Consider the following 26,065-nt stretch of genomic DNA (forward strand, 5'->3'; position numbering starts at 1 on the left):
ACGTTTGAAAAAAATTGCGAGGCGAATGACATGGAGGCCGATCGAATTCTGAGGCAATATGCGGCCGGAGAAAGAATTTTTCGAGAGATTAACCTCGCCGGGGCCGACTTAAAAGGGGTAAACCTTAGCGAGGCTAATTTTACCAGAGCGAATTTCCAAGACGCAAATCTCAAGGGCGCTAACCTGACGGGAGCGAACTTGCGCGAGGTGAAATTGGCTGGGGTGGACATGACGGAAGCCAACCTCACCGAAGCAAATCTGATCGGTACCGATTTGAGCCGCGCCAATCTCAGCGGGGCAAACCTGATGGGAGCCAACCTGCGCGGCTCAATGGCGAGAGAAGTCAACATGACCAAAGCTAATTTGACGGAAGCTAATTTGACGGAAGCCAACTTTACCGAAGCGAATTTGTTTGCGGCCAACTTAACTGACGCTAGCATGATTCGCATTAATTTGATGAAGGCCAATTTGAGTTGGTCAACTCTCAAAGCGGTAAACCTGACAAATGCCATCCTCAGCGATGCGCTGTTAGAAAGAGCTAACTTGACTAAGGCAATTTTGAGCGGAGCAATGCTCAGCGGGGCTAACTTGACTGGTGCAGACTTGCGCGAAGTAACGATGGTTGGATCTAATCTGAGCAATGCTAATCTGAGCAATGCTAATTTGAGAGTTGCCAATGTGAGTTGGTCAACCCTGCGCGAGGCTAATTTGAGCGGTGCTAATTTGTACCGGGCGAAGCTGTGCTGGTCTAATTTTAGCGGGGCTGTTTTGGTGGAAGCGGTTTTGATTGATGCTAATCTGAATCGAACTAACTTCCGCGATACAGATTTGAGGCGGGCAATTATGCCCGACGGCACAACTAATGATTCTTAAAATTTGATTGTTAACTGTTAACTGTTGACTGTTGACTGTTGACTGTTAACTGTTGACTGTTAACTGTTGACTGTTAACTGTTAACTACTGACTACTAACTACTGACTACTGACTACTAACTACTAACTAATAACTACTAACTAATAACTACTAACTACTAACCACTGACCACTGACTACTGACCACTGACTACTGACTACTGACTAATGACTATCAGTGAATTATTGATTTTAGTTGCATCCGGACTTTTTGCCGGAATTTTAGCGGGTTTTTTGGGTATCGGTGGCGGTACGGTGCTGGTGCCTTTGTTGGTGGCTCTCAAGTACGCCCCGGTGCAAGCGGTTGCTACTAGCGGTTTGTCGATCGCCATTACAGCTATTTCTGGCAGCATCCAGAATTGGCGCATGGGCTACCTCAGCATGAGCAAAGTCGCTGGCATCGGTTTTCCAGCCGTCATTACAGCACAAATCGGTGCTTATTTGGCGGGGATATTTCCGCCTTATTTATTGTTAGTTTCTTTTGGCTTGTTGTTGTGGTTAAATATTTATTTAATTGAGGTTCGCAAGCACCTAACAGCGAATGGGAAAGGCGAAGGAAAAGGGGAAGACGATCCGATCGCGAAAGCGGCAACCAATCCCCAATCCCCAATCCCCAATTCCAAATTACCCAATAATTCAAATATTTTAAGCAATCCAGCTTTTGCTAAAATTGCTACCGGCAGTGCGGCGGGTTTATTAGCGGGTTTGTTCGGGGTAGGCGGTGGCGTGATTATGGTTCCCCTGCAAATTTTGCTGTTAGGAGAAAGCATTAAAACTGCCATTCAAACCAGCTTGGGTGTCATCGTCATCACTGCTATTTCGGCGACGGCGGGACACGCGGCGCGCGGGAATGTTTTGTGGGTTGTGGGGTTGATTCTGGGCGGCGGCGGTTTGTTGGGGGCGCAAATCAGTACGCGGTTTTTGCCGAGATTGCCCGATCGCATTATTAGTTTAGCTTTTCGATCGCTCTTGGCAATTTTATCGATTTATGTTTTCTGGCAAGCTTGGCAAATATTTAGTCATGGGTAATGAGTAATGACTGTTGACTGTTGACTGTTATTTGTTAGTTGTTATTTGTTATTTGTTATTTGTTATTATTTGTTATTATTTGTTATTATTTGTTATTGGTTAGTTGTTATTGGTTATTGGTTAGTTGTTATTTGTTATTAGTTAGTTGTTAGTTGTTATTGGGAATTGAGAATTGGAAATGGGGAATTCGTAGCAAGTAACCAATAACCAATAACTAATAACCAATTCCCAATAACCAATAACCAATAACTAATAACCAATTCCCAATAACCAATAACTAATAACCAATAACCAATAACCAATAACTACTGACAACTGACAACTGACAACTGACAACTGACAACTGACTACTGACTAATGACTGAGTTTCTTGACGGCGCGAGTCAGACGCTGCAAATAAGGCTTGACAATTTCTTGATTTTGTCGCTGCAACTCGGAAACTTGCTCGTGCAAATGCTTAATCTCGGTTTGCATTGCCACTGCGTCTATTGCCGGTCGATCGAGCAAATGCTGCAATTGCTTCAGAGAACCTTGGATTTCATTCAATTCTACATCGCTCGATCGCTCCTGCAACTGAGCTGTAATAGTTCTCACCTCAGTTAACTTTTCGTCCATCAATAAAAATCGGACGTTGACATTTTGCCAATCATCCTCTCTGAGGGCGCTATTTTCCAAAATGCGGAGTTTTTCCCGCAAATCCGACAGAATGGTGTAGAGCTCCTGAGAATCAGCAGGTAGCGCCTGCGCTCGTTCCAGGGATGCTACGGCTGCTTGCAAGTCTCTGATAGCGCTCGATTCCAAACTGAGGATTTTTTGTTTCAAGTCGGATACTGCCGTGTAAAGTTCTGCTGGTTCTCCAGGTAGCAACTGAACTTGCTGCGATCGACCTGCTGCTGCGGCCTGTACCTCCGCGATCGCAGAATTTGCTTTTTGTTGCATTTGTTGCTCAAAACGCTGGCGATTGGCTATATTCAGCGATATCGCTGCGGTTAAGGGGGCGGCCGCGTAGAGAATTTGGCCCGACAATCCCGCAGCAATCGTGCCAATCGCTGAACCGGCAATAGAGGCGTATTCTGCCAATTCTAGCCAATCCGGCTGGTTTGGGGAAATTCTCAAAGCTGGGAGTGATGCGTTTTCGATTTTCTGCATAGACTTGTAGTCGTTGTCTGGTAGATGATACGTTTTCGATACGGACATGATAAAAGCGATCGGCAAATAAATCCGGGCTATTTCTTAAAAATTCGAGACTGTGATATTTTAACTGACCTTCTGCCGATCGCCGCTGTCGGGTAAAATTCAGAATGCGCCGGTGTCTGTCAGGAGTATATAGAAAATGGGTCTCAAGATTATTGAAAGCTACGATAACAGTTTTGTCCTCGAACCGGATGCTAAAGCTCTACTGTTCGGTTTGTTGACTGGTGAAAGCTTTCTCCAACAAATAGCGCTGCAATTACAGTGTTCGCGTCTTGAGTTTGCGGAGTTACTTTTTCAGCCAGTGCCCTACAGCAGCGACACGCCGAAGGGAATGCCTGCGGAATTTGAACAGTATCACCAATCGATCGATTTTGCGATCGTCAACGTCCCGCCCAATTTCATGTTTCAAGCCAAAATATTTAAACCCAGCCGCCTCTGTGCAGTTTATCGCGTTTTTAAGAATTAGTTATATCGCAACCGCGCCCGACGGTGAGGACGTTGTTAATTGCTGCCATATCAGCTTTTATTAATTCTGCCTCCTGTCTCCTGCCTTCTTCCCTCTTCCTTAATTAACCAGAAATGACAGAAGACATTCAGCCTCTCGCTAGCTTAGAATTCATTCCCTACATTGACTCCGAGGGAAAATTACCCGATTTTGTCCAGGGAAAAATTGGCGTTTATGCGATTTTTGACAGCGATAAAATTCTGCAATTTGTCGGCTATTCTCGCGATACTTACCTCAGCCTGAAACAGCATTTGGTACGCCAAACCGAATATTGCTACTGGCTGAAAGTCCAAATTATCGATCGACCAAACCGCACTATACTCGAAAACATCCGATCGAGTTGGATTGCTGAAAACGGCTCGCAGCCGGAGGGTAACGGTGCCGGTGCAGCCAAGTGGAACGATCCCATCGACACCAAAACCGTGATGACAGCCCAGGAAGTGGCAAATTATGAAGGTATTGTTGCTGATGAACTTGCCAAAGATAAATTGTTAAAAAATGTAGCGCGCCGGGTGGAAAATGAAATTTTATCGCTGCTCAAAGCTCGCGGTGTAACTGAAGAAATCCGGTTTAATCCCAAGTTGAAAACTAGCGGATTGTTGGATTTAAAATAAGGGCGTTGCTGATTTTGGGTACGTTGTCATGTTCTGTCTACGATCGCAACAAAAAAGGTTCGTAGTGAGGAATTGATATCAATTACGGTTGCATTCATACATGATGTTAACAGTTAACAGTTAACAGTCAACAGTTAACAGTCCACAGTCAACAGTCCACAGTTAATTTACTATTCCGATGCTAACCGATTTGATATGATTCCGTAAAACGTAACAAAAACGGTTCGTTCGCAGTGCGGAATTGAGTCCGTAAAAAGCTGCGGACTCAAGTCCTGTCTACGAACCTGCACTACTTTCGCACGTTTAATTTGGCTAAAACTGAGGCGAATCGAGCCGGATCGATCGGCTTTGCTAAATGTTCGTCGTAACCGGCGTCGATCGCCCTGGCGCGGTCTTGTTCGCTAGCATAGGCTGTCAGCGCAACCGCCGGCAAGCGCTTGATTTTGTCAGATTCGGACGATCGCACTTTGCGGATCAGCGAGTAGCCGTCCTCAACGGGCATCCCGATGTCGCTGACTAGAATATCGGGCGGCGACTGCTGCAAAAGCTCGATCGCCTCTTGGGCTGAAGCCGCCGCTGTCGCCGTCGCCCCGCACTGTTCCAAGGCCACAATCAAAAACTCCCGGTTGTCGGGTTCGTCGTCAACAACCAACACCTTTAAACCGGCTAACATACCCCGACGGATTTGAGGGAGTTTCTTTTCCTCTCTCAACTGCCGCTGCTTGCCGATCCGCTGTTTGAGGGGCAGCATGACGGTGAATGTCGCACCCTGGTCTTTACCCGGACTTTCGGCGCGTACAGTGCCGCCGTGGAGTTCCACCAAGTGCCGCACGATCGCCAATCCCAGTCCCAAACCGCTATCAGCCCTTGTAATCGACCCGTCTGCTTGTCGGAAGCGATCGAACACGTAGGGCAGAAACTCTGCTGAAATGCCTTTGCCGGTATCGCTGACAGTAATTTGCAGGTAATTAGGTGATGGGGAATCAGCCGCAGCTACCGCAGACAAACGCAGTTTCACAGTTCCGCCCGTTGGCGTAAACTTGACGGCGTTTGTCAGCAAATTCGAGACTACCTGCTGCAACCTCTGCGCGTCGCCCCACATCAATTTGACTGTAGGGTCTAATTCCGAGGAAACAGTCACAGACTTAGCCTGGGCGGCGAACATGACTGAACTCAGAGCAATTTCGATCGCGTTTGCCATGACGAACCAGCCTGGTTTGATAGCTAGCTTGCCTTGAATAATCCGGGAAACGTCGAGCAAATCTTCGACTAGCTGCGCCTGTACCCTTGACTGGCGCTCGATCGCTTCCAAACCGCTAGCTAAATCATCTTCCGTGTAGGGGAGGCCGCGCAGCCTCTGCGCCCAGCCCAGAATCACATTTAAAGGCGTGCGGAGTTCGTGGGAAAGCGTGGCGAGAAACTCGTCTTTCAGGCGGTTGATGTCTTCTGCTTCGGCGCGCGCGGCTTGTTCGCGATCGAGCAACTGAGCGAGTTCTGCCTCTACTTGCTTGCGATCGCTGATGTCGGCGACGATCGACATACAATTTATATTGCCTTGAGCGTCGCGGACTGGAGTTGCCCACAAACTGATGTCGATCGTGGTGCCGTCTTTCCGTTGGCGCTGGGTTTCCATCCCCGCGATCGCCTTTCCTTGACTAATTTTTTGCAATTTTGCCGTGAATTCCTCCTGCTTGTCTGGGGAAATGGAGGGCGAAAATTGATTTTTCGCCTCTGATTCTGACCAGCCAAAAATCCTCTCGGCTGCTGGGTTCCACATTTTCACAATGCCGTCGTCGGCGCTAACAACGGTAATTCCTAGGGGACAAGCTTGGATCAAGGCTTCCAAAGTTTGGTTGGTTTGCGATCGGGCTGCTTCTGCTTGTTTGCGATCGGTGATATCGACGTTGACCCCGATCGCCCGCTGGGACAAACCGCTCTCGTCCTGAAACACCTTAGCCCTGCAAGCAATCCAGCCGATGCTGCTGTCGGGACGGCAAATGCGGAACTCAATGTTTAATTCCTCCCCGGATGCCGCCGCGGCCTGCAACTGCTGTTGAGTGAAAGCGCGATCGTCTGGATGCACCATTGCCAGCAAATTCTGATAGCTGCTGTCGAAACCGCCGGCCGGCAGTCCATACAAAGCCTCTAATTCCGGCGTAGACGCGAGTTCGTCGGTTTGGACGTTCCATTCAAAAGTTCCGATTTTGCCTGCTTGTTGAGCGATTTGCAGCCGTTCTTGATTGTTTTTGAGTTCTGCTTCCACCCTGGATGTTTCGGTCAAGTCGATGTAAAATGCGACGATCGTCTGTGCTTCCGGGTTCTCCGGGCACAAAATCGTCCCGCCCATCAACATCGGCACGCGGCTGCCATCTTTGCGGATGTACTCTTTCTTAAAAGGAGTTGCGACTCCCGAAGCCCGCAGTTCTTGGGCCGCCTTGGCGTCGAGGTGCAGGTATTCGGGGGGGGTCATCCTGTCCCACCGCATTTGACCTGAGAGCACGTCCGATCGGGTGTAGCCCACCATGTTCAGCAGCGAGTCGTTGGCGTAGGCGATGCGGCCGCTAAAATCTCCGATCGCGACTCCGAAAATATTGGAATCTAACAGTCGCCGGAATAAAGCTTCGCTTTGCTGGATTACCCGTTTTGCTTGGTTGCGATCGGTGATTTCGGCGATCGCGCTGCTGACTCCCAACAGCGTTCCCGATTCGTCGCTGACAGGATAAAAGCTGACTAGCCAATCCCGCACTACTCCCGGCTGTTGCAGCGTTTCGGCCTTAATTTCCAAGTCGAGCACGGGGCTTTGCGTCGCCAGCACTTGCAGGTATATCGGCTCTACCATATCGGCGATTTCAGGAATCGCTTCTCTGACGGTGCGCCCGATGTGATCGGCGATCGATCTGCCATTGATCAGAGCGAGGCATTTGTTGATGCGGATGTAGCGCAAATTGGTATCGACAAAGGAGATCCCGACCGGTGTGGTGTTGTACACTAAGTCGAGTTCTGCTAGTTGGCGGCGAATGCGGATTTCGTTTTCTCGGAGCTGGTTTTGAGCTTGTTTGCGATCGGTGATATCGAGCACGAAGAACGATCCTTTGTCTGTGCATCCTTCCAAGTTTCCGCCTCCGACTAAAACGGGGAAGCGCGAGCCGTCTTTGCGGATGAATTCTTTTTCATAAGGCTCGCAACTTCCTGATGCTGCGACTTGCGCTACAGCGGCGCGATCGAGTTCTGCGTATTCCGCAGGCGTGATATCCAGCCAGCGGATCTGTCCTGAAACCAACTCTTCCCTCGTATATCCGATCATTTCCAGCAAGGCGTCGTTAGCTTCAGTGATTTCGCCGTCTGCCTCCCAGAAACCGATGCCGATCATGTTAGATTCTACCACGCTGCGGAACCGTTTTTCGCTTTCTGTTAAAGCTATTTCGGTTTGTTTTGCTGCGGTAATATCTGCGAGAATTATGCCGGCACCGATGATTTCTCCCCTTTCATTTTTGACTGGGTAGTAGTTGGCTAGCAAATAGCCAAACTCTCCGAGTTTTCCAAGATTTTCGCCGCTAATTTCTACGTTTAAAACCGATTCGCCGGAGTCGAGAACTTGCTGAATTATTGGTGCAAATTTGCCCGCAGATTCTGGGAACAATTGGCGAAAATCTTGACCGAGATGCAGCAGGGCGGACAAACCGTTGAGTTCTGCTAACACTTGATTGATGCGGATGAAGCGCATTTCGCGATCGACAAAGCAAATCGCCAAGGGAGATGCTTCTAGGAGCGAGTCAATTAAGGCAAACGATTGCGCTGTTTGAGATAGGGCTTGTTGCGCTTCTGCATAAAGTCTGGCATTGTCTAGGGCAAATGCGACATGGTATGCTAAATCTTCTAACATTGCCATGTCTTGGGAATTGTAGCGACTGCTAGATTTAGATGTAAAGCAGGTAATAGCACCTATTACCCGCCCGCGGGCTAAGAGCGGTACGCAAGCGTGGGAGCCGATATTGAGCGAGCGCAATGTTTCCATTTCTGCTGTATCTTCGGCTGCTGCTGCTGCTAAAATCTGTTCATCCACTTCGACAATTAATTCGGATTTTCCGGTGCGAATTACCAGCGGATAGCCGTTCACAGCATCAGAGGCGATCGGGCTGCGGATTTTAAAGTTATTCAGAATATCAACCGCAGAGGCTTGGGCGTGAGCTACAGCCGCGCGGCGAACTTTTGAGCCGGTTTCGGTCAAATAAATGCAGCACCCGTCAGCGATCGAATTTACTGCTAATTCTGCGACATTTTGCAGCACCGTTTCCCCGTCAAACGCCGCAGTCAGCATTTTGCTAGCTTCTGCTAAAAATGCCGACCGCTGCTGTTCTTTTTCCGCTTTTTCCCTGGCTGCTAGCTCGATTTTCAACTGCAATCTTTGAGTTTCTGCAAGTTTTAGTTCTGTGATATCGCGGGCGACAATTAATGCCGATTCTGCTGCGCCCTCTTTGTTAAATTCTGGAACTACGCGATATTGATAACTTCTGACACCGTCGGTTGAGTGCGCCTTAAATTCGATGATTTCTTCTCTGCCTGTTTCTAACACTTTGTACAGGGTTTCGTCCCACATCTGGCACTGTTCTGGCGGCATTCCTAGGTCTTGAACGGTTTTGCCGAGGAAGAATGAAACGGGTTTTCCTTGGCTTCTGGCAACTGCTTGATTGACATAAATATAGCGCAGTTCTTTGTCCGTGCGGATAATCATATCTGGCGTATTTTCTAGCAGCGTTCTCAGTTGCTGTTCGCTGCTAGACAAAGCTGCTTGCGCTTGTTGTCTTTCGGTGACATCTCGCACCGTGCCCACGTATCCGATGAGTTCGCCGGAGTCGGAGAACATCGGCGAGGAACAAACGTTAATCCAGCGGACAATTTTCTCTGCTGTTTGCAGGCGATATTCGATCGCATATTCCCCACCTTTGCGAGTATAATCCAGCCATCGGCTCAATACGCGATCGCAGTCTTCCGGGTGAATGCAATTCTCCCAACCGTTTCCTAAAAGTTCTGCCAAACTCAAGCCAAAAATCGCCTGAGCGCGCGGGTTTGCATAGGTGTAGCGCCCCTCGAAATCCGCCATGAAAATCCCCATCGGCGAACAGGAACTCAAACAGCGAAATCGTTCTTCTTGAGCTTGCAGTGCTTCTTTAGCTACTGTCAGTTCTGCCGTCCGCTGTTTGACGCGGGTTTCTAGCTGGCTGTAGGATGAAGCTAGGGCTATTTCTGCTGTTTTGCGATCGGTAATATCGATGCCAGTTGCTACCACATATTCTACCAAACCATCGCCATCAACCATCACTGTATTAGACCAAGAAATGAAGCGCCGTTCGCCATTTTTAGTCCGCCAATAATTCTGATATTCGCTGTAAAATTTTTCGGATTTGAGTTTGCTAAAAACTCTTTGAACGGGTTCTATTTCTTCGTCAATCAAAAACAAATCCCAAACGTATTTATTCACAACTTCTGCTATTGAGTAGCCTGTGGCTTTTTCGCAAGCTTGGTTGAACCTGACAATCCGTCCTTGGCTGTCAAGAACTACAATCAAGCAAGCTGTCGTGTCAATTACTTTTGAAATAATCTGGCGTTCTATTTCAAGTTCTTGTTCAGAGGACTTTAAGCCAACATACCAAGCGCTAACCATTGCAGCGGCCAAAAGTAATATTGCAGGAGTTGCTTGGAATGCAAAGACTAGCAGAGTTGTCAGCAGTAAGGCCGTGGCGGCGCTAAATGTAGCAAGGCTGTAGGATTTAATGGGTAAGGGCAAGACCTGAAACCAACTCATTTTTTGTTGACCTGTGGCGATCGCGCGATCGCGCTATTTCTTCTGCGGGTGAAACAAGATTGTTAAAACTAACTATGGGTTTTTTCTATACCAAACCAGATTTGTCCGTGCCGTGCCATCTTCCCAGAGACAGATTTACGGAAGTCATCAGTCATCAGTCATCAGTCATTAGTCATCAGTCATTAGTCATCAGTCATCAGTCATTAGTCATCAGTCATCAGTCATTAGTCATCAGTCATTAGTCATCAGTCATCAGTCATTAGTCATTAGTCAGAAGCAAAATAGAATCTTTTTCCCACTCTCCCTCTCCCACTCTCCCCCTCTCCCTCTCCCACTCTCCCCCTCTCCCACTCTCCCACTCTCCCCCTCTCCGACTCTCCACTCTCCCACTCTCCCCCTCTTCCCTCTCCCACTCTCCCACTCTCCCACTCTCCCACTCTCCCCCTCTCCCACTCTCCCCCTCTCCCCCTCTCCCACTCTCCCACTCTCCAGTCGCCGGAACCGAGCAATTTATGGAGGCTGCAGCTTATGATAAATGAAGGGACAAATTCGCTCCACCCATGTCTGGGAGAAACTTAAGGTGAATCACAAGCTGGCAAAAATTATCGGATTATTCTTCGCAGTCGCCACCGTCTTCGGATTCATGGGTTACGCGCTTCAAAATGCCAATTCGGTCAGTAACAGTGCGATATCGTCGATCGGCTTTCCCAATCTTACCATCGCGGCCATTCGGGCGATCGACAACAAACGATCCCAAATCTATCTCAACGGAAAGTGGCAATTTGTCCCCGCAGTTGGCAACACCCAAACCCCCCCCACATCCCCAAGCTGGGGCTCCATCTGGGTGCCCGGAGACTGGCAAAAAGAAAACAAGCAATCCGTACCCGGAATCATCACTCGCGGCAGTGGCAAAGATTGGGAAAACTTCAACAGCGAACAACTATCAAAAGCTTGGTACCAACAAACAGCCAACATTCCCGACAACTGGAAAAACCGCCGAATTTTTATTGACTTAGCCAGAGTCAGCACCGATGCAGTAATCTTTGTCAACGGCATTAATTGCGGTCAAATCGAATGGCCTTACGGTACTGTTGAGATTACAAAAGCAGTCAAACCAGGTGACAACACCCTATCTATTTTAGTCGCGGCAGTCTCCGAAGAAAAAGACAAAGCCGTGATTATGAGTCCCACAGAAATTTATACAACAAAATCTAAGCTACAATCGCGGGGAATCATCGGCGAAGTGCGACTCCTCAGCGTTCCCCCAGGCCCGCTAGTCAGCGACGTATTCGTCCAAACATCCACCCGAAAAAAGCAAGTTAAATTAGATATAGAACTCAAAGATGTTTCCCAAAATGGGCAAGTTCAACTAATCGCGCAAATGCTCGATGAACAAGGCAAAGTAGAACAAAAATTTATAGGCACCGCCACCGTCAAAGCCAAACCAATTCAAACAGTAAAAGTGCAGTGGGACTGGCAAAATCCCCGCCTTTGGGATCTAGAAAAACCCAACCTTTACACCCTGCAATTAGAAGTAAAAGGCAGCGGCATCGACACCCAATACAACCAACCTTTCGGCTTCCGCGAATTTTGGATAGAAGGGCGCAAATTTTTCTTCAACGGCACAGAGTTTCGCCTCCGCCCAATCTTGCACTCAGACGGTTCTTGGGAAAGCGGCATAGTAGAAGTTGCTGACAAATTAATTGAAAGCTACATGAAAGCAGGTTTTAACATAGCAGAAACCTGGCCTTGGAATCACGACGAACGGGGTCGGTGGCACTTTCGAGAACTGTTATCAGAAAGAGCAGACCTCAAAGGTTTTCCAATTATGGTGCCGGCCTTAGATATTAGTCCGATCGCTTGGAACGGCAAGTGGAAAAATCCCCAGTCTAGAGACCGCTGGAAAGCGCGAATGGTGACAGAAATGCGCCGTTACCGCAATCATCCATCAGTATTAATGTGGGCAACAAGTCCTAATTATTTTGGCAACAGTGAAGACCAAAATCCCCGCCAAATCGGAAAAAGCAAAATAGAAGGAACTCTCAGGAAATGGGACAGAGATCCCATGCCCATCAAGACTCTCTTCGGCAATGATGCTTTAGCTGCTATTAAATCAGCCGACCCTACCAGACCCGTGATGGTACACCAAGGAGCAAACTTTGGCGATGTTTATGCACTGAATTCTTATTTAAATATGATTCCGCTGCAAGAGAGAGAAGAGTGGATTTCCGAATGGAGCAAAACCGGAGAAATGCCCTACATGGTAGTGGAATTTGGGACACCGTTGCACGTCACCATGATGCGAAACCGCCAAGGCTTTAGTCAGGCCATTCTCAGCGAACCTTGGATGACTGAGTTTGCGGCAATTTATTTGGGCAACCAGGCTTATGAGTTGGAAAGTACGGCTTATAAAGCTAAAATTCCCGAGCAATTTGTCAAAGGTCAAAAGTATAAAAGCTGGCATTTTAACAAGGATTTAGATTTTGCACCAGCTTTTCAAAAGTTGCAGGAGTTATTCAGCACAAATACTTGGCGGAGTTGGCGGACTTTTGGAATGTCTGGAGGGATGATTCCTTGGAATGACGGACACGGTTGGGAACTTTCTGATGCTGGCAGAAATAAGGTGGATATGGGGGCATTTCAAGCGGGGCAGCGAGGAGTTTATTTGAAGCAAGTCTCGAATAATTATTTGAATTACTTGCAGCCAGAAGCTTACACTATTCATCCGGGCGGCGAGGCAATTATGAATAATAATAGCTCGACTTTGGCTTGGATTGCTGGAGCTAATCCGGTATTTACTGCCAAAGACCACAACTTTTTTGTAGGCGGAAAACTTGCCAAGCAAGTAGTGTTAATTAACGATACCAGGACACCGCAAGAATTTGCATTTGATTGGCGGGTTTTGGTGGGAGGGAACGAAGTAAAAGAAGGCGAAAAGAAAGGAGTTATTCAGCCAGCAGCCACGCTATTCTTCCCAATTGATGTAAAATTGCCAAATACCGTTTACAGCAAGACTGACGGCGAAATTCGCTTGACTGCGCGAGTGGGCGATCGCCCGCATTCCGATACATTCCCTTTCCGGGTGTTTACCAATGGAAGCAAAATCAAAGATGAGGTGGCAATTTTCGATCCAGTCGGCAAAACATCGGCAATGTTAAAACAGCTAGGTCATCAGCTTGTGCCCTGGAACGGTAATGCAGAGGCAACCACGGGGGGATTGCCCCTACTAATTATCGGTAGGGAAGCGTTTTCTAGCGGGGAAAAATTGCCTGGAAGTTTAGAAAATTTTGTACGCAATGGCGGCAAAGCAATTGTATTTCCCCAAGGGCCAGAATGGCTGGAAAACATGGGTTTTCGGGTTGCCCCCCACGTCAGCCGCCGCGCTTATCCAGTTGATAGCAACCATCCTGCTGTTATCGGTTTAGACAGTGAAGATTTGCGCGATTGGACTGGGGAAAGCACGCTGCTTGAAGCCTATCCAGATATGATGGAAACAAGCGTAAAAATTAGTCCGGCACGTATGCCTTGGTACGGCTGGCATTGGGGAAATCGCGGCGGTGTCAGCAGCGCTGCTATTGAGAAGCCGCACCGCAGCGGTTGGCGGCCTATTTTGGAATCTGAGTTTGATTTAGCTTATTCGCCGCTGATGGAATTGGATTACGGTAAAGGGCGGTTGATTTTAAACGAGTTGGATTTGGAAGATCATTATTCTGTAGATGGTGGGGCGGCGCAGTTAGTGCAACAAATTATGAGTTACGGGATGACTTCTCCGGTGCTTGGAAAGCCGGATAAAGTTGTTTTAATTGGGGGAGACAAGGATGCCCAAAACTTGGACAGTTTGGGGGTATTTTATCAGCGGGCTAATGCGCTTTCTGAGGATGTGGGTTTGGCAATTGTGGGGGCCGAAGCGAATATGAAAGATGCCGACTTGCGCGGTTATTTGAATGCTGGCGGGAAGGCGTTTTTCTTGCCGCGTCAAGTGCCTGTTGCGGGTTTGGGCGTGGGGTTGCAGCAGGCGAAGGATTTCGGTGGTTCGCTGGCGGTTCCGGGTTGGGATGAGGTGAAGGGGCTTAGCAGTTCAGATTTGCGATCGCGCTCTTTTTATGATACTTGGTTGATTAAGTCTGGGGGAGAAATCGGTGGTGACGGTTTGTTAAGTCGGGTACAAGTTGGTAAGGGTGTGGCGATTTTCTCTCAAATTGACCCGGACAGTTTGAATGCGGATGATAAGACTTATTTGCGTTTTACTCGCTGGCGGCAAACTCGGGCAAATGCTCAGATTTTGGCTAATTTAGGGGCTAGTTTTAAGGCGGATGGATCTGTGTTTAACGGGTCGAGTCGGGAGTTTTATCACTGGGATTATAAGGCGGATTTTGAGAATGGGGACGATCCTTATCGGTATTATAGATGGTAGGATTTTTTAACCGCAGAGGGCGCAGAGGACACAGAGAAAGAGAAGAGAGAATTGATCGCAGTAGGGAAACGGCACTGCCGTGTCCTCTATCTCTGCTAGTACCTACTTACCTGAAAAATGCTGTATCACAGATCAAAGTGTCGCCGGAAGCGCGGGTCTAGTTTGTCGGTTTTCCTTTGGTTGCAGGGGCGGCAGAGGGTTTGCAGGTTGCTGATGTCGTTGCTGCCGCCGCGCCCTAGGGGGATGATATGATCGATCGTCAGTTCTGCTTCTAGTTTGGTTTGGCCGCAGCTTTGGCACTGATATTTGTTGCGAGTAAATACGTATTTTCTGACTTCGGGTGGAATGGGGATTCTTGGGGTTTTAGTCATGAATTGTGCGGTTGATTTTCCGAGTTTAGTAGTTGGCGGCGCAAATCATCGAGGGGTGATTCTGGTTTGCTAGTTTCTGATTCGTTGTTTTCTGGTGTTTCTTCGACTTCAGGTTCGTCTGGGCAAAATTCTATAGTGACATTGAGTTTGAGCTTAATCTTTCCTTTCTTCCAGCCCTGAGCACCCACTCTGAGAATTTCACAATCTATACCTTCACCAAACCAGTTCTCAGATGACAGACGCTTTTGGCGAGCGTCAAAAGGTATATCGATATTTAAGTTCTGTTCTCTTAACAATTTATTGAGTGTCTGTCCCAACCCATTTTCAGGCAAAACTTCATTTACTGTTTCCTTGAGTTTTTCTACTTTAAGCATTGCGTTACCGAAAGATAAAGCATCCTCATTACCGCAGTTGTGAAAATCAAATTTATCTTCCATATTCTTGCCACCCTCGTGTAAGTCCTATTTAATCTACTATTTCTAATTCCAAAGCTACCATTAAACAGCGATTAACGTGGTTTATAGCCTCAGTTGAAAGAGAACCCAGTTTGCGAGTAATCATTGATTTATTTAGGGTAAAAATGGACTCGCATCTAACTACAGACTCCACTCTAATACCAGCTAATGCAATTTCATCTCCTGTTATCAAATATTGAGCCACCCTCAAAGGGCGAGTTGTCTTAGAAGTACAAGGTACAACCATCACATCGTCAAGAATTTGGTTGAGATTATCTGCCGAAATTATCACAGCCGGACGCAGTTTAAACTGTGTTAGCTGACTAGAAGGCATTGGCACTTGAGCCAACACTACATCACCGCGCCGTAAGTTCATCGGCAAATATTTCGTCAAAAATGTCATTTTCCGCACTCAGCCAATCTTGATAAGCTTGAGATTCAAGCATCGGTTGAACAGATTCTTTCCCTCTTGTCAAAAACAGCGCGAGGTTGAGAAGTATTGCCAACTTATCATCTGGAAGTTGCTCGATTATTGTTAGAAGTTTTTGGCGAAGGTTCATAGAATTAAAGTCGCTCTTTGGTGGCTATTATAGCACAATTACTCAAGATCCACTGCAACGCTATTGTTTTCTACAATTACAGGCAACAAATGCTCGTGCAACTTCATCGCCCGCAAACAATCATTAATCCCAGAAACCGCCCGATCGTACTCTTGAATCTTCTCTTCATTCTCATCTTGCAGCCGCAGATTCTTGGCAATTTTCTCCTCAGCTTCCTGTGCTAAAGTTTGTTCCAAATAATCGCGGGCTTGACTGTATTTCTGCAAAATATCATCAGCTTGCTTCTCCGCCATCGGTAACAAATGCTCTTTCAGCGTTTGATTCACAGTTTGGCGGAAAGTTTGTCGAATAGTTCTAGATACTTTCGGCTCAAAATCTAGCCTCAACAATTGCCGAATTGCTGGTTGCGCGTCTACCATGTTTTCGCAGTCAAAACCTTGGGATGTTTGCTGCAATGTTTCCCGGAATTGGTAAATCGAAAACGTTCCTTCGTCGTAAAAACGGGGACTTTCTCGCACGTAGCGATCGCACTCCACGCCCGCTGCATTCACCAAAGCATGAGAAACCCGCTGCGACAACTCCTCTAACTGCTGTTCAATTCCCCCGTCATTCCCCAACAACCGATAAAGCAATCGATAGTATTCCGACTTGCGAACACTGTCTTTCAGATACTGGAAATAATTATCAATCAGTGACTTAGTAGCCTCTACTAAAATATCTTCCAACTGATTCGCTAAATAATAAAGCGCTTCCACTAAAACAGCAATTAAAGGTGCTGTAGCATTGCGGGGATGAGTCATCAAAGTGCGTCCGTAAGCCGCCTCAACCGAAAATCCGTCTAACAATTCATCCAAGCGGCGGATCATCCGAGATTGCAGTTGTCGAAAATCAATGTCAAAAATATCGCATTTGTTCATAATCATTTCATTGATTTCTTTGGCGATATGTTCCCGAAATTCCTGTCCAACTTGCTGCAATTCTTGATTTAGCCGCAAAAGTTCTTGGGCTTTCATCGCTTCAATTTCGCGGGGCTGGCTGTCCAAATTCCGCTGGATTGTTTGGTATTGTTTCCGCAGTTGAATGCACAAATCTTCTAAATCGTCAGCGAGATTCTTGAACAGTTGTGGGCGCTTTTCTTTGGTGAGATAATCGGTGATGGCTGTGCGAAAATCTTCGATGCCGCTATCTTGAATTAATTGCTGAATTAACGGTTGACCTTGTTCCGCAAGAATCCGCACGTAGTTTTGACTGGGCGTTTCGTAGCTGTTAACTGAAATCCGAAATTTGCTAGCAGACAGTTTGCCGGAATTGGCGCAGTAGCGGTTAAATTCGCTGACAAATTGCGGTGTTTCTTCACTGTTTTCGCTGTAATTAACCGCATTCGTGTCTGCATCAACCCGATCGCGACTTTCGGCAAATATTGTATCCAAACCAAAGCGATCGCGCCCGGTTGTCCCTCTAATCAAACTCCCGTAAAATCCCAGCAACCCGCTGGTTTTATAGACTCTGGTAGTGTCGCGAAAGTCGGAATTAATCAGATTTTCTAAGCGCTGGATCAGTTGCGTGTTGTACCAAGTTTCGTCAATGCGGTTGAAAATGTAAAACAGCCGATCGCGAATTCCCGGATTCGATCGCGTTTTCTCCATCAACTCCGTCTCTTCCGTGGTCATTTCCCCAGACGACGCAGCCTTCAACACGCAAACAACCGCCGAAGTATCAGGGCTTTCAATCTTATCGTAGGTCAATTCCGCATCCTGTTTGACAGGCGCATCAATTCCCGGCGTATCAATAATAATATTCCCATCTTTCAGCAGTGGATGGTAACAATAATATTCAACTCGCTTCAGCACAGCACTGTTGCTACCGCGCCGCGCATAACTAGCAGCTTCCTTGAGATTGGAAAAATTAAACTGTTCCATCGAATAAGTAGCGTTATCGACAGCTTGGATGCGCTCGCGATTCGCTTCAAAACCTTCTAACAGCAGAGTCAAAGCCTTCGCTTTTTTTGCTAGTTCCGATTTATTTTCTCCGCCTTCCTTTTGGATAATTATCCTGCATCCCTGGGATAATATATTTACTACATCTGTTATATTAATATCTATCTCAGTAGTTAAATTTAACTGTTCGCAAAGAGCATAGGCTTGCTGGCGAATCTCAACTTCGCTCGAAAAAGTGAGAACAACGCGCTCTTTCTCGGCAGATTCAGCATAGGCGATGTAACACTCAGTACCCGTTGCGTGTCCTTCAGCGCTGTAGAGCAATTCTCGCTCCAACAAAGCATTAATCAACATCGATTTTCCTGCACTAAAAGCGCCCGCAAACACAATTTCAAATTCAGGAGAAATTGCCTTTTTTAGAGACGCTTGTACCGCCGTAATATCTTGTTGTCGCAAAGACGGTTCTTGACGCAGCAGTTGCAGTAAAGTTTCAACTTGCTCTTGCAGATTGTTGCATTGGGGCGGCATTTGAGTCATGGCGGCAGACTTCTCCTGATTGTCGAAAAATTACTTTAGTTAATCCTAGACGCACGGGTTCAGAAGCCGGATTTTTTTGTCAAATATTCAGTTTGAGCCGACAGATTGAGTAAAAATTCCGGTTTCTTGGTCGGAGTGGATCTAGGATTGCTTATTGTTAATTTTCGGCTAATTCAGAAATAATTGCAACAGTAATTTTACTTAGGTTATCGAGGATTGCTCAATAGAATTAGTAGTAATACCAATTTGATAAAGTAGCGCTAGATATTACCCCCCCCGCGAGTTCGGGGGGGCTAAGACTTCATCCATAGCACATTTTTAGAAAAATGGTATAAGGAACGAAAATTAAATAAATTAAACATCTCGCACACTCCTCTGTTTGCCTAAGCAGCGAGGTCAACAGAGGCTCTTCCTCGCCCCAGAAGCATTACCAGGCTCTTCCTGGTAACGAGCCATTGTCATTTTTAAGGTACGCATTGCGCGCACTACAGAGTTAAACCGACAAATCTTGACGCGGTTTAAAAGTTTCAATCTGCCGCAATTTTTCGTATAATTCCCGTTCTTCTTCACTAATTTCCTTGGGAATTAACACCTGAATTTCTACTAGCTGATCGCCCCGATCGCCATTTCCAGTCGGATAGCCTTTATTTGCCATCCGCAACCGCTTTCCAGAGGTGACTCCCGGCGGTAGTTTCATCTTCACCGGGCCATCCAGCGTCGGCACTTCCACATCTCCACCAAGCACCGCTTCGCAGGGTGTCAGCAGCAATTGGCAGCAAATATCCGACATTTCTAAGCTAAAAAATGGATGGGGAGAAACTGTGATTTTCAAGTACAAATCGCCGCCGCCAATACCTTGATTTCGCAGGCGAATTTGCTGGCCCGATACCATCGCTGCAGGCATATTTACCTCGATCCACCGCCCGTCATCCAAACGAATGCGCTCGGTACCGCCGGAATAAGCTCTTTCCAAAGGCAGAGTCAGCCTGGCCTCGATGTCTCTTCTGATTTCGCGATCGTCTATTTCTCTAGTTTCGCGTCGCATTTCGCGATCGTCAAAATCCCTTCTATCTTCCCGATAATTAGCAACATAACTTGTTTTCTTAGAAGCCGTACTCCAAGGTTCCGAGGCGGGAACTCGCGGTGCATCATTCGCCGTCGCCATCCTCACTTCCCGTCGCCTTCCTAGCACTTGATCGAGAAATTTATTAAAATCCGAGTAATCGCTAAAATCGATATCTTCGGCTGGTTTTGGGCGGCTAGCTTTGTTATTTCCCCAAGTTTTGAAGTTGGGAAGTTTTACGCCTTGTTTCCCTTGAAATCCTTTTTGTTTCCAGAATTTACTAAACTGGTCGTATTGAGCTCGTTTTTCGATGTCGGAAAGAATATCGTAAGCTTCATTAATATCCTTAAAGTTATCTTCAGCAAATTTGTCACCCGGATTCACGTCTGGGTGTAACTGTCTCGCCAGTCGGCGATAGGCTTTTTTGATCTCATCAGCCGTAGCGTCTCTGGGAACTCCGAGTATTTGATAGTAATTACGAAAGTTTTGCATAGTTAGTCATCAGTCATTAGTTATTAGTCATTAGTTATTAATTATTAGTCATTAGTCATTAGTCATCCTGCTTCCCCGCTTCAAACTAGGGACTAATGACTGGGGACTAATGACTAACCACTAATTACAGCCAATCGTCATCATCATCCCAGTCGTCGCTTTGATTTTGATAGGGGCGAGTGGGGCGATTGGTGCTGGTTCTACGATCGCCCTGACGATCGTATGAACGATCGCGATCGGGTGTGCGATCGTAGGAGCGATCGTAGGAGCGATCGGGAATTGGATCGACAGTCGATCGCCTGTACGGCTTAGCATTGGTATAATAGCTGCTGTCATCGCTGCGGCGCTTAGTACCGTCGCCCGTAAAAGTGCGCTTCACAGACTCAAAGAAATCATCATCATCGTCATCATCAGCAAAAGCTGAAACTTCGCGGTTCAAATCGTAAAGAGCATCTTGCAAATCCGAACCAACTTGGTCAACTCCCCGCTCGTCGTTGCGTTCCAAACTGTCTCGCAACTCCCGAATTAAGGTTTCAATTCGCTGGCGGCTTCTTTGAGCAAACTGCATTCCGCGATCGAGCGCCACCTCTCGCAACTGCCGCTCAGCTTGATAAGCCAAAGCTTCAGCACGATTGCGTTTTTCGACTTTTTCCCGCTGCAATTTATCAGCTTGAGCAAACTGTTCCGCATCGCGAATCATTTGATTCACTTCCTGCTGACTCAGCGTCGAAGCACCTTGGACAGTAATGCTTTGTTCCCTGCCGGTAGTTTTGTCCAAAGCAGTCACCAACAGCATCCCGTTAGCATCAATATCAAAAGCTACTTGTACCTGCGGAATCCCTCGCGGTGCCGGCGGAATTCCACTGAGTTTGAACCGTCCCAAAGACTTATTATCTCTACCTAATTCCCGTTCCCCTTGGATGATGTGAACTTCTACCACAGTTTGGTTATTTTCGGCAGTGGAAAAAACGTCCGATCGCCTAACAGGAATAGTAGTATTCCGAGGAATCAGTTTTTTCATCACCCCGCCGATAGTTTCCAAGCCCAGGGAAAGCGGAGTCACATCCAACAGCAGCACATCGCGGACATCCCCCGCCAAAATTCCCGCCTGAATTGCCGCACCCACCGCCACAACCTCATCGGGATTCACATTTTGATTCGGTTCGCGATCGATCAAACTGCGAACAATTTCCTGCACCAAAGGAATCCGAGTCGAACCGCCGACCAACACAATTTCATCAATCCGAGAAGGATTCAAATTTGCATCAGCCAAAGCTTGTTTCACCGGACGGCGCAGCCGCTGCACCAAATCGCTGCACAGCCCTTCAAATTGACCGCGAGTCAGTCGCGTTTCCAAATGCAAAGGCCCATCTTCATTCGCATCGATAAACGGCAAATTAATCTCGGTAATCCCGACTCCCGAAAGCTCAATCTTAGCTTTTTCTGCCGCTTCGATCAACCGCTGCAAAGCTTGGCGGTTTTTTCGCAAATCCACGCCTTCTTTTTCTAAAAATTGTTGTGCCAACCAATCAACAATTTTGGAGTCAAAATCATTGCCGCCCAATTGAGTATCGCCGCTAGTTGCTTTGACTTCAAATACTCCGTCTCCCACGTCTAAGATAGATACATCAAAAGTACCGCCGCCCAAATCAAAAACTAAGATTGTTTGACTTTCTCTTCTTTCCAAACCGTAGGCCAAAGAAGCCGCCGTCGGTTCATTTAAAATCCGCTTGACATCAAGTCCGGCAATTCTGCCAGCATCCCGCGTCGCCTGTCGCTGGGAGTCGTTGAAATAAGCGGGAACAGTGATTACAGCCCCCGTGACTTCTTGTCCGAGATAGCGGCTGGCTTCGTCGGCTAACTTCCGCAACACCATCGCCGCAATTTCCTCTGGGGCAAAATCTTTTTTCAGGCGAGGGCATTTGATTTTGATGTTTCCGTTGTCGTCGCGGCGAGTTGTGTAAGGGACGCGCTTTGCTTCTGGAGTCAGTTCGGTATATTTGCGTCCGATGTACCGTTTGACAGCGTAAAAGGTGTTTTGCGGGTTGAGAACAGTTTGGCGTCTGGCCATCTGTCCGACAAGGCGTTCTCCTTCTTTTGTGAAAGCAACCACCGAAGGAGTTGTCCGCATCCCTTCTGCGTTGGCAATCACAACCGGTTTGCCGCCTTCCATGACGGCTACTACTGAGTTTGTCGTTCCGAGGTCAATGCCAACTACTTTTCCCATACGTCCGTTGTCTCCTGTGGCGTTGTGTGTAGCTTTTTAAATATAAGCGTTAAGTACGATCGCATTTATTGTACCTTGTCGAGCCACGGGGCTGCGGGCGGTTCTCTCACTCGTGGCTGAGGCTGCGATGAGACGGGGGCGCGGCGGGTTGCAGGTGGGTGTAGGTTGGGTTGGCGCTCTCCGGCAGCTTTGTCGAATCAGCATTATGTGTTGGGTTGGGTTTCAAGGGCCCAACCCAGGCTCTTTAAACTAGAATAAAAAGTAAATTTAACGGGTTAATTATTAATTATGCAAAGTATTAAAGTGCGATCGCGCGTTGGTTCCGACGGAATGCTGCATTTGCAAATCCCCGTTGGTATCAAAGATACAGAGTTGGAAGTTATTGTAGTTTTCCAGCCCATAACACCAGCAACTGAGGCTAAAACCCCGGAAGATTTAGGCTGGCCCCCCGGTTTTTTTGAGAGAACTTTCGGTTGCTTTCAGGATGAACCTTGAGTGCGGGGAGAACAAGGGGAATTTGAGGAACGGGAGGAATTGCTATGATTTATATTTCGGTAGGGTGCTTGTGGCGCACCTTACAACAACTATGAAACTATGAAATGAAACTATGAAATCGATCGCCTACAATCAAAATCAAAAGCTCGCTTTCAACAATGACTGCAATCAAAATAACACCATGAAATTCTCCCTAGATGTAGAAAACAATCCCACAGGCTGGCCAGACCATACTCAACTACCGGAATCTGACGGTACTTTTGTGAAAAACTTTCAAGAACATCCCCAAAGCATCTTACTAACCGATTCAATTACTCCCGTTTTAGAAAGAATTCACGCTGACGGGAACTATTGCATCGGTCAAGACAGCGGCATTTATTGGCGATTGACTGACCCATTAGAAAAAGGTGCAGAAGCGCCAGACTGGTTTTATGTCCCCAATGTGCCGCCAACTATTGACGGTCAATTGCGCCGTTCTTACGTGATGTGGCAAGAATTTGTAGCGCCGTTAATTGTGTTAGAATTTGTATCTGGCAATGGTGCCGAAGAACGGGACAGAACGCCTTTATTGCGATCGGGAAAACAGGAAACTAAGCCGGGTAAATTCTGGATTTATGAAAATGTGATCCGTCCGGCATTTTACGGAATTTATGAAGTGACTAAGGCGAGTGTTGAAGTTTACCATTTAGTAGATAATAGCTATCATTTAGTCCAGGCAAACGATCGCGGCCATTATCCGATCGCACCGTTAGGGGTGGAATTGGGAATTTGGCAAGGAATGTATCAAAATGCTGAGTTACCTTGGCTTCGCTGGTGGGACAGTCAAGGTAATCTGTTGTTATCGGGTTCTGAAAGAGCCGATCGCGCCGAACAAGAATTAGAGCAATTACGCGCTCAACTGCGATCGGCTGGAATTGAACCGGAATTGTGAATTGTCTGCAAGGGCGATCGCCCCCATCAGAGCGCGGCGATCGCACCTAAAAACTTTACAATGGCGATCGGGAACAGCGATCGCTCCTATTGAAGTTAAAATTTAACAAAAGCTCAAAACAAATATATGGGACTCTTTGACAAAATTCGCGGCGAATTTATCGATATCATCCAATGGTTAGACAACACCAACGATACCATTGCCTATCGATTCGAGCGCCACCAAAACGAAATTAAACAAGGTGCTAAACTAACTGTACGACCAGGACAAATAGCAGTCTTTGTCAGCGAAGGCCAAGTTGCCGATGTCTTCGATCCTGGAATGCACGAACTGTACACCCGCAACTTACCCGTTCTGAGCACCTTAAAAGGTTGGCCCTACGGTTTCAACTCTCCCTTCAAAGCAGAAGTTTACTTTTTTAACACCAAGATATTTACCAACCTGAAATGGGGAACCGCTAACCCTGTAATTATCCGCGATCCAGAACTCGGCCCAGTGCGAATGCGGGCTTTTGGAACCTACAACATTAAAGTTTCCCATCCCGAACAACTTTTAAAACAATTAATCAGCACAGACGGACTATTTCAAGTAGATGAAATTAGCGAACAACTCCGCAATACAATAGTCAGCGCCTTTGCCAATTGGGTTGGCAATTCCCGCGTTCCCTTGCTGGACTTTGCAGCCAACTACACGCAAATGGGCGAACAAATACGCATTGCCCTACAGCCAAATATCCAGCAGTTCGGGTTAGAATTAACTCAGATATTAATTGAAAATATCTCGATGCCGCCGGAAGTGGAAGCAGCACTCGACAAACGAGCCTCGATCGGACTTCTGGGAAATATGCAGCAATATACCCAATATCAAGCTGCTAATGCTATAGAAGCATCAGCAAATAACCCCAGCGGCGGCAATCAAGCATTAGAATTAGGCATGGGAATGGCAATGGGTCAGCAAATGACAAATATGATGCAGCCGCCAGCATCGCAAACACCGCCGCCGCCCCCCCCACCAACACAAACTCAGTGGTATATTGCCCAAAACGGTCAACAATTAGGCCCTTTTGGATTGGAGCAACTTTTGCAAAATGGTTTGACACATCAGGTAATGGTTTGGCGGGCGGGTTTTGATGGCTGGAAATTAGCATCGCAAGTACCGGAATTAGCATCTTTGTTGGCGACAGTACCGCCGCCTCCCCCAACCGCAGCAGCCTAAAATTTTGCATTTTTAGTTAATTGGTAATTGGTAATTAGAATACTTTCCCGATTACCAATTACCAATTACATCACCAATAAACTATTATGAATACTTCTGAACCTGCTGTTAAACGTTTTCCCTGTCCTAGCTGCGGCGCTTATTTAGAGTTCAACCCCCAAGCAGGAAAACTCAAGTGCGGTTACTGCGGCTGGGAAGATGCAATTCCCCAAACTGCGGAAGAAGTAAAGGAAAATTCCTACGAACAATATCTAAAAATCGATCGCACGGCGCTGACAACTTTATCCACAACAGCCCTGGAAGTAAAATGTAATGATTGCGGAGCAAGTATTACTTTTGAACCGCCGAAAGTAGCGGGTAGATGCCCGTTTTGTGCTTCTCCAATTGTGACGCAACCTGTAAAAGCCAGCCCTAGGGTGCAACCAGAGGGAATTATACCCTTTGAAGTTACTGATAAACAAGCCAGAGAAAGCATTCAGAAGTGGCTCAGCAAGCGCTGGTTTGCTCCTTCTGCTTTGAAATCTCTGGCGCAACCGGAGAAAATTCAAGGGGTTTATTTGCCGTTTTGGACTTACGACTGTTATACGGTGAGTTACTATAAGGGCGATCGCGGAGAACACTACTACATAACTGAGAGTTATACAGAAACAAATGCTAACGGTGAAACTGAAACTAAAACTCGCCAAGTCCAACATACCAGGTGGTGGCCTGCTTCTGGCAGAGTCGATCGCACTTTTGACGATATTCTGATTCCGGCGACAACTTCAGTCGATCGCCCGCGTCTGGATGCACTAGAACCTTGGCATCTCAAGGAGTCATTGCGCCCTTACAATTCATCTTATTTAGCTGGGTTTGAAGCACAGCGATCGCAAGTTTCTCTCCCTCTAGGATTTGACTCTGCTAAAAATATCATGGCGGGTGCTATTCACTGGGATGTTTGTAGACATATCGGCGGCGACGAGCAGCGGGTTCACAGCATTTCTACAGATTACAATGCTATCACTTTTAAGCATATTTTGCTACCAGTGTGGATGTGTGCCTATCGCTATCAAAACAAGCAATATCAAGTAATAGTTAATGCTCGCACCGCCGAAGTTCAAGGCGAACGTCCCTACAGTGTTTGGAAGATTACTGCTGCTGTTGTTAGCGGTATCGTGTTTGCAGGTGCGATGTACCTATTGTTTAGTGGTAATTGGAGATATCTCCCTATTCCCGGCCTACCCGATCCCGAATCCCAACCAACTTCCTTTGTGGGCGATCGCGCAAGATTGTCGGAAAAACCCGGTTTTTGAGTTGTGGTGGCGCGGCCTAG

Annotated in this window: 20 protein-coding genes; 10 read left to right on the forward strand and 10 right to left on the reverse strand. The window is 47.1% G+C overall.

What is annotated here, in order from left to right; translation table 11 throughout:
- The first annotated feature begins 30 nt into the window (after positions 1 to 30).
- Both QUA97_RS00190 and QUA97_RS00195 read left to right on the forward strand, forming a co-directional pair.
- Positions 31 to 873, forward strand: a complete 843-nt coding sequence (locus QUA97_RS00190; protein WP_194070606.1) for a pentapeptide repeat-containing protein — start codon at positions 31 to 33, stop codon at positions 871 to 873.
- Positions 874 to 1,079: 206 nt separating this feature from the next.
- A complete protein-coding gene (locus QUA97_RS00195; protein WP_194070599.1) occupies positions 1,080 to 1,940 on the forward strand; it encodes a sulfite exporter TauE/SafE family protein in 861 nt (286 codons plus the stop codon).
- Between the two features lie 354 nt (positions 1,941 to 2,294).
- On the opposite strand, the gene QUA97_RS00200 is transcribed toward QUA97_RS00195, so the two are convergent.
- Entirely contained in the window at positions 2,295 to 3,089 is a 795-nt protein-coding gene (locus QUA97_RS00200; RefSeq protein WP_194070605.1) for a hypothetical protein, read from the reverse strand.
- Between the two features lie 184 nt (positions 3,090 to 3,273).
- Here QUA97_RS00200 and QUA97_RS00205 point away from each other — a divergent pair, with 184 nt between their 5' ends.
- Positions 3,274 to 3,600, forward strand: a complete 327-nt coding sequence (locus QUA97_RS00205) for a hypothetical protein (protein WP_194070598.1) — start codon at positions 3,274 to 3,276, stop codon at positions 3,598 to 3,600.
- A 113-nt stretch (positions 3,601 to 3,713) separates the two neighbouring features.
- Positions 3,714 to 4,253 carry a GIY-YIG nuclease family protein gene (locus QUA97_RS00210; protein ID WP_194013121.1) on the forward strand — a complete coding sequence of 180 codons (540 nt, stop codon included), beginning with the start codon at positions 3,714 to 3,716 and terminating at the stop codon, positions 4,251 to 4,253.
- A gap of 289 nt (positions 4,254 to 4,542) precedes the next feature.
- Here QUA97_RS00210 and QUA97_RS00215 read toward each other — a convergent pair whose 3' ends face one another.
- Complete coding sequence (locus tag QUA97_RS00215; RefSeq protein WP_333191949.1) at positions 4,543 to 10,056, reverse strand: PAS domain S-box protein; 5,514 nt, start codon at positions 10,054 to 10,056, stop codon at positions 4,543 to 4,545.
- A gap of 535 nt (positions 10,057 to 10,591) precedes the next feature.
- Between QUA97_RS00215 and QUA97_RS00220 the strand changes: the two genes are divergently transcribed.
- Positions 10,592 to 14,470: a glycoside hydrolase family 2 protein gene (locus QUA97_RS00220; RefSeq protein WP_333191952.1), complete on the forward strand. Its 3,879-nt coding sequence runs from the start codon at positions 10,592 to 10,594 to the stop codon at positions 14,468 to 14,470.
- A 125-nt stretch (positions 14,471 to 14,595) separates the two neighbouring features.
- Here the strand turns inward: QUA97_RS00220 and QUA97_RS00225 are convergent, their stop codons facing one another.
- The 8 genes from QUA97_RS00225 to QUA97_RS00260 all read right to left on the reverse strand — a co-directional run bounded on the left by QUA97_RS00225 (position 14,596) and on the right by QUA97_RS00260 (position 22,316).
- Entirely contained in the window at positions 14,596 to 14,841 is a 246-nt protein-coding gene (locus QUA97_RS00225; protein WP_194011628.1) for an HNH endonuclease, read from the reverse strand.
- The gene (locus QUA97_RS00230; protein ID WP_333191955.1) at positions 14,838 to 15,278 is read right to left on the reverse strand and encodes a KGK domain-containing protein; all 441 of its coding nucleotides are present in this window, start codon (positions 15,276 to 15,278) and stop codon (positions 14,838 to 14,840) included. The genes QUA97_RS00225 and QUA97_RS00230 overlap by 4 nt, the downstream gene beginning before the upstream one ends.
- A 28-nt stretch (positions 15,279 to 15,306) precedes the next feature.
- The gene (locus tag QUA97_RS00235) at positions 15,307 to 15,672 is read right to left on the reverse strand and encodes a type II toxin-antitoxin system PemK/MazF family toxin (RefSeq protein WP_193972757.1); all 366 of its coding nucleotides are present in this window, start codon (positions 15,670 to 15,672) and stop codon (positions 15,307 to 15,309) included.
- Positions 15,653 to 15,856, reverse strand: coding sequence for a hypothetical protein (locus tag QUA97_RS00240; RefSeq protein WP_194065582.1), 204 nt, complete (start codon positions 15,854 to 15,856; stop codon positions 15,653 to 15,655). Before QUA97_RS00240 ends, QUA97_RS00235 begins: the two co-directional genes overlap by 20 nt.
- Positions 15,857 to 15,894: 38 nt before the next feature.
- Positions 15,895 to 18,330, reverse strand: coding sequence for a dynamin family protein (locus QUA97_RS00245; RefSeq protein ID WP_333191960.1), 2,436 nt, complete (start codon positions 18,328 to 18,330; stop codon positions 15,895 to 15,897).
- A 493-nt stretch (positions 18,331 to 18,823) separates the two neighbouring features.
- Positions 18,824 to 19,885, reverse strand: coding sequence for a DnaJ C-terminal domain-containing protein (locus QUA97_RS00250; RefSeq protein WP_194065584.1), 1,062 nt, complete (start codon positions 19,883 to 19,885; stop codon positions 18,824 to 18,826).
- A gap of 124 nt (positions 19,886 to 20,009) precedes the next feature.
- Complete coding sequence (gene dnaK, locus QUA97_RS00255; protein WP_194065585.1) at positions 20,010 to 22,112, reverse strand: molecular chaperone DnaK; 2,103 nt, start codon at positions 22,110 to 22,112, stop codon at positions 20,010 to 20,012.
- A gap of 36 nt (positions 22,113 to 22,148) precedes the next feature.
- Positions 22,149 to 22,316, reverse strand: coding sequence for a hypothetical protein (locus QUA97_RS00260; protein WP_194065586.1), 168 nt, complete (start codon positions 22,314 to 22,316; stop codon positions 22,149 to 22,151).
- Positions 22,317 to 22,400: 84 nt separating this feature from the next.
- Here QUA97_RS00260 and QUA97_RS00265 point away from each other — a divergent pair, with 84 nt between their 5' ends.
- The 5 genes from QUA97_RS00265 (at position 22,401) to QUA97_RS00285 (ending at position 26,045) form a co-directional block, all read left to right on the forward strand.
- Positions 22,401 to 22,607 (forward strand): hypothetical protein, encoded by a 207-nt coding sequence (locus QUA97_RS00265; RefSeq protein WP_333191965.1) that lies wholly within the window; start codon positions 22,401 to 22,403, stop codon positions 22,605 to 22,607.
- Between the two features lie 181 nt (positions 22,608 to 22,788).
- Positions 22,789 to 23,538, forward strand: a complete 750-nt coding sequence (locus QUA97_RS00270; RefSeq protein ID WP_194065706.1) for a Uma2 family endonuclease — start codon at positions 22,789 to 22,791, stop codon at positions 23,536 to 23,538.
- The gene (locus QUA97_RS00275; RefSeq protein ID WP_255515772.1) at positions 23,522 to 23,644 is read left to right on the forward strand and encodes a hypothetical protein; all 123 of its coding nucleotides are present in this window, start codon (positions 23,522 to 23,524) and stop codon (positions 23,642 to 23,644) included. Before QUA97_RS00270 ends, QUA97_RS00275 begins: the two co-directional genes overlap by 17 nt.
- Positions 23,645 to 23,664: 20 nt before the next feature.
- Entirely contained in the window at positions 23,665 to 24,753 is a 1,089-nt protein-coding gene (locus tag QUA97_RS00280) for an SPFH domain-containing protein (protein WP_194065588.1), read from the forward strand.
- A gap of 86 nt (positions 24,754 to 24,839) precedes the next feature.
- Positions 24,840 to 26,045, forward strand: coding sequence for a primosomal protein N' (replication factor Y) - superfamily II helicase (locus QUA97_RS00285; RefSeq protein ID WP_194065589.1), 1,206 nt, complete (start codon positions 24,840 to 24,842; stop codon positions 26,043 to 26,045).
- Positions 26,046 to 26,065: the final 20 nt, after the last annotated feature.

This window comes from Microcoleus sp. CZ3-B2 (assembly GCF_036705055.1).
Lineage (GTDB): Bacteria > Cyanobacteriota > Cyanobacteriia > Cyanobacteriales > Microcoleaceae > Microcoleus.

What these genes read in the sequence shown, in the direction of transcription:
- QUA97_RS00285 (WP_194065589.1), top strand. Translation starts at nt 24,840, where the DNA reads ATGAATACTTCTGAACCTGCTGTTAAACGTTTTCCCTGTCCTAGCTGC.
- QUA97_RS00265 (WP_333191965.1), top strand. Translation starts at nt 22,401, where the DNA reads ATGCAAAGTATTAAAGTGCGATCGCGCGTTGGTTCCGACGGAATGCTG.
- QUA97_RS00280 (WP_194065588.1), top strand. Translation starts at nt 23,665, where the DNA reads ATGGGACTCTTTGACAAAATTCGCGGCGAATTTATCGATATCATCCAA.
- QUA97_RS00235 (WP_193972757.1), bottom strand. Translation starts at nt 15,672, where the DNA reads ATGAACTTACGGCGCGGTGATGTAGTGTTGGCTCAAGTGCCAATGCCT.
- QUA97_RS00210 (WP_194013121.1), top strand. Translation starts at nt 3,714, where the DNA reads ATGACAGAAGACATTCAGCCTCTCGCTAGCTTAGAATTCATTCCCTAC.
- QUA97_RS00195 (WP_194070599.1), top strand. Translation starts at nt 1,080, where the DNA reads ATGACTATCAGTGAATTATTGATTTTAGTTGCATCCGGACTTTTTGCC.
- QUA97_RS00220 (WP_333191952.1), top strand. Translation starts at nt 10,592, where the DNA reads ATGAAGGGACAAATTCGCTCCACCCATGTCTGGGAGAAACTTAAGGTG.
- QUA97_RS00270 (WP_194065706.1), top strand. Translation starts at nt 22,789, where the DNA reads ATGAAATTCTCCCTAGATGTAGAAAACAATCCCACAGGCTGGCCAGAC.
- QUA97_RS00240 (WP_194065582.1), bottom strand. Translation starts at nt 15,856, where the DNA reads ATGAACCTTCGCCAAAAACTTCTAACAATAATCGAGCAACTTCCAGAT.
- QUA97_RS00250 (WP_194065584.1), bottom strand. Translation starts at nt 19,885, where the DNA reads ATGCAAAACTTTCGTAATTACTATCAAATACTCGGAGTTCCCAGAGAC.
- QUA97_RS00205 (WP_194070598.1), top strand. Translation starts at nt 3,274, where the DNA reads ATGGGTCTCAAGATTATTGAAAGCTACGATAACAGTTTTGTCCTCGAA.
- QUA97_RS00190 (WP_194070606.1), top strand. Translation starts at nt 31, where the DNA reads ATGGAGGCCGATCGAATTCTGAGGCAATATGCGGCCGGAGAAAGAATT.
- dnaK (WP_194065585.1), bottom strand. Translation starts at nt 22,112, where the DNA reads ATGGGAAAAGTAGTTGGCATTGACCTCGGAACGACAAACTCAGTAGTA.
- QUA97_RS00260 (WP_194065586.1), bottom strand. Translation starts at nt 22,316, where the DNA reads ATGCTGATTCGACAAAGCTGCCGGAGAGCGCCAACCCAACCTACACCC.
- QUA97_RS00245 (WP_333191960.1), bottom strand. Translation starts at nt 18,330, where the DNA reads ATGACTCAAATGCCGCCCCAATGCAACAATCTGCAAGAGCAAGTTGAA.
- QUA97_RS00215 (WP_333191949.1), bottom strand. Translation starts at nt 10,056, where the DNA reads ATGAGTTGGTTTCAGGTCTTGCCCTTACCCATTAAATCCTACAGCCTT.
- QUA97_RS00200 (WP_194070605.1), bottom strand. Translation starts at nt 3,089, where the DNA reads ATGCAGAAAATCGAAAACGCATCACTCCCAGCTTTGAGAATTTCCCCA.
- QUA97_RS00225 (WP_194011628.1), bottom strand. Translation starts at nt 14,841, where the DNA reads ATGACTAAAACCCCAAGAATCCCCATTCCACCCGAAGTCAGAAAATAC.
- QUA97_RS00230 (WP_333191955.1), bottom strand. Translation starts at nt 15,278, where the DNA reads ATGGAAGATAAATTTGATTTTCACAACTGCGGTAATGAGGATGCTTTA.